This is a genomic window from Armatimonas sp., from assembly GCF_964826245.1.
Window position 1 is genome coordinate 1 of the sequence record NZ_CBAYMC010000364.1, and the last position, 3,277, is coordinate 3,277.

Sequence of the window (3,277 nt, forward strand, 5' to 3'; positions counted from 1 at the left end):
GACTTCGATCTTATCTTTCTTGACCCAACAACCGTGACACTCTTTCGCACGGGGGGCAGTGCGGTTCGGGCAACGATCGCCGATCCCAAGATCGGCTACGAGCGAACCGTGCTGGTCTGCCAGATCGCGCGGGCGTTTCCGCTCTCGCTCCAAGACCAGTATATTGGACTGCGCGATGCCAAAGATAAAGATGTCGGGATGCTGGAGAACATGAAGGGCCTAGACCCGGAGTCGCGAAAGATCTTGGACGAAGAGCTTGAGCGGCGCTACTTTGTGCCGACGATTCTCAAAGTCACCAAAGTCAAGAAAGAGTACGACACTGTGAACTTCGAGGTAGAGACCGACAAAGGTGAGCGCAAGTTCTCCGTGCAGAACCTCAAGGACTCGATTCAGGAAGTGAGCGGCGGGCGGGTGCTGCTCACGGATCGAACGGGGAGCCGCTACAACATCCCAGACTACCGAAAGCTCGACGAAAAGACACTCGCGATTCTCTCACGGGTGCTGTAGGAGCTGAGCCATGAAGTCGGTGCTCTGCTACGGCGACTCGAACACCTGGGGCGCAAGCCCGATTGATATCACCCGCCTCGACGATCAGACGCGCTGGACAGGCGTCTTGCAGTGCCTCCTCGGAGAGAGCTGGCGGGTGCTGGAAGAGGGTCTTTCTAATCGCACGACGGGCTTTGACGACCCGCTGATTCTCTTGCGCAATGGAAAAGCGACCTTCCCGATGGTCAGCGATACCCACCGCCCCTACGACTGGCTGATCGTGATGCTGGGCACCAACGATGCCAAAGCCCGCTTCCGTCACAAGCCCGATGCGGCTGCCGATGCCGTGGAGAGCATCGGAGAGATGGGAGCGTCGCAGGGCGCGAAAGTGCTGCTTATCGCCCCGCCGCCGATGCGCTCACCCATCAAGTTTGTCGCGGAGTTTGACGAGGAGCGTGCCGTGAGCTTTTCTCGCGCCCTCGCCCCACTCTACCTAGAAGTCGCCGAGGCCAACGGCTGGGAGTTTCTCAATGCGGGCAACGTGATCTCGGTCAGCCCCCTCGATGGCATGCACCTCAATGCCGAGGCCCACACCCGGCTCGCACAGGCAATCTCGAATCTGCTAAGACGATGAATAAAGCACAGCTCGAAGAATTTAACCGCGAGGGATTTCTTGTCCTTGAAGACGTCATAGATCCCGCCCACTGTGAGCTCCTCTGCGAGAAAATGCTCGCCGATGTGGACGCGATCCTCAAGCGCCCCGATGTGCCGTTTAACTTCAACAAGGGCAATATCCAGCAAGCGCCCCCGCCGTTTGCGCCTTATCTCTTTGAGGACGTCCTCTTCAACGCGGAGATTATCGAGGCAACAAAAGCGATCCTAGGGCCGGGCGTCAAAAATAACTTCTACTCTGGCAACACCGCGCTCCCCGGCGAGCACTTCCAGCCCGTGCACCCCGATGTCGCGCAGCTCTGGCAGGGGCTGGAGCACGCAACACCTAGCTTTGGCATTGTCATCAACGTGCCTGTGGTAGATATGGGCCCGGAGAACGGCGCAACCCAGCTCTGGCCCGGCACTCACTTAGACATGCACTACTTCCACGGCGACGGCTCCGCAAGAGTCTCAGACGAGCACCTCGCAGCTTGGCGTGAAAAGGCCCCCCCGATCCAGCCGACCGTCAAGCGTGGCTCCGTGGTAATCCGCGACATTCGCCTCTGGCACGCGGGGATGCCCAACCGGACACCACAGCCCCGCCCCATGATCGCCATGATCCACTGGTGTGGCTGGTACGCCGACGGAGACGGCATCGAGATCCCCGAGCGCAGCCGAAGCTTCTTTGAGAACAAAGCGCTCCACACCAATATCAAAGTCATCCTCGACGACCAGTTTGACCACATCAAGCACGGCGGCGCCTACGACGTTCAGGAAGACCAACGATGAAAATCTTAGCGGTACAGCTCGACATTGCCTGGGAAGAGCCACAGGCCAACTTTGCAAAAGTGGAGAAGCTTCTCGCCGACGCCAAGCCGGAGCCCAATACGCTTGTCGTACTGCCGGAGATGTTTGCGACGGGGTTCTCCATGAGTATGGAGGCAACCGAGCCGGAAGGCGGCCCTATCGCGAGTTTTTTGCAGCAGCTTGCCCAGCGCTGGCAAGTTACTCTGGTGGGCGGGGTTGCCATCAATGGCCACAATCGTGCCCTAGTCTTCGCTCCCAACGGCACCCGTATCGCAGACTATACCAAGATCAAGCCGTTTGCAGTGGGAGGTGAGACCTACGCCCCCGGCAAGCAACAGGTCGTTTTTTCCTGGGCAGAGCTGCGTGTGACCCCGTTTATCTGCTACGACCTGCGCTTCCCCGAGGTCTGGCGGGTGGCGGCAGCGGCATGGCGGCCCGAGCTCTATCTGGATATCGCAAGCTGGCCCAGCGCCCGTGCCCACCACTGGGTGCGCCTGCTTCAGGCCCGCGCCATCGAGAATCAGGCATATGTCTTAGGGGTCAACCGCTGCGGCACCGATCCGTATTTTTCGTTTCCCGGTCGCACGATGCTCGTGGACTGGCACGGGGAGATCGTCGCCGATGCGGGAAGCGAGGAGAAAACCCTCCTCGCCTCCCTTGATCTCCCCGCCCTCCACGAGTACCGAAGCCAGCTTCGGTTCCTGGACGATATCTAGCCTCTAACGCGTGATGGGCGGCTTTGTCGGGGCCGTTTGTGCCTCGCTGGCGGGCATGGAGGCGAGGAAGCCGGCCATCAGATCGCGGCTAGTGCCTTGACCCTGTCCCTGGATCAGCGTGAGATTGGCCCCGCTCTCGACGATCCGCTGGGTCTCTAGGAGATCAAAGAGGGCTTCGGAGACTTCGGGGTCGGCGCTGATCTCAGCCATGGCTTTTCCGACAATGGCGGGGCGGACGGCGGCGGCTTTCCCAAACTCGACGGCGGCCTGGCGCTCGGCGGTGCTGGTGATGATGCTCACCTGATTGACACCGTCTTGCTTGATCGCCGCCGTCACTTGGCGCAGCCGGTTGACAACCTTGCTCTCGATCTGCCGGATCATCTCGGGGTCGCGGAAGTGGACTTTTCGGATGTAGATCGAGCCGAGCTTGTAGCCCCACTCGTGGGACTTGGGGGTCACTTCATCGCGAACGGTCTTGCTCATGCTGTGCCGATCAATCAGCATCCGGGCAAGAGGCAGGTTGCTCAGACAGCGCACGGTCGAGTTGCTCACGTTGGCGGAGAGTGAGCCGCGCGGGTCGGAGTTCTTGAAGAGATAGGCCACGGGATCGCTGATGT

Annotated in this window: 5 protein-coding genes; 4 read left to right on the plus strand and 1 reads right to left on the minus strand. The window is 60.1% G+C overall.

What is annotated here, in order from left to right; genetic code table 11:
* The 4 genes from AC1XOS_RS21445 to AC1XOS_RS21460 all read left to right on the plus strand — a co-directional run.
* Positions 1-507: DUF1854 domain-containing protein (locus AC1XOS_RS21445; protein ID WP_481964248.1), on the plus strand; the 507-nt coding region annotated here is incomplete at its 5' end.
* Positions 508-517: 10 nt separating this feature from the next.
* Positions 518-1,120: a GDSL-type esterase/lipase family protein gene (locus AC1XOS_RS21450; protein WP_481964249.1), complete on the plus strand. Its 603-nt coding sequence runs from the start codon at positions 518-520 to the stop codon at positions 1,118-1,120.
* On the plus strand, positions 1,117-1,926 hold the full coding sequence (locus AC1XOS_RS21455) for a phytanoyl-CoA dioxygenase family protein (RefSeq protein WP_481964250.1): 810 nt from the start codon (positions 1,117-1,119) through the stop codon (positions 1,924-1,926). Before AC1XOS_RS21450 ends, AC1XOS_RS21455 begins: the two co-directional genes overlap by 4 nt.
* Positions 1,923-2,660, plus strand: a complete 738-nt coding sequence (locus AC1XOS_RS21460; protein WP_481964251.1) for a nitrilase-related carbon-nitrogen hydrolase — start codon at positions 1,923-1,925, stop codon at positions 2,658-2,660. Before AC1XOS_RS21455 ends, AC1XOS_RS21460 begins: the two co-directional genes overlap by 4 nt.
* Before the next feature lie 3 nt (positions 2,661-2,663).
* Here the strand turns inward: AC1XOS_RS21460 and AC1XOS_RS21465 are convergent.
* A partial coding sequence (locus tag AC1XOS_RS21465; protein ID WP_481964252.1) for an SPFH domain-containing protein occupies positions 2,664-3,277 on the minus strand: 614 nt, incomplete at its 5' end.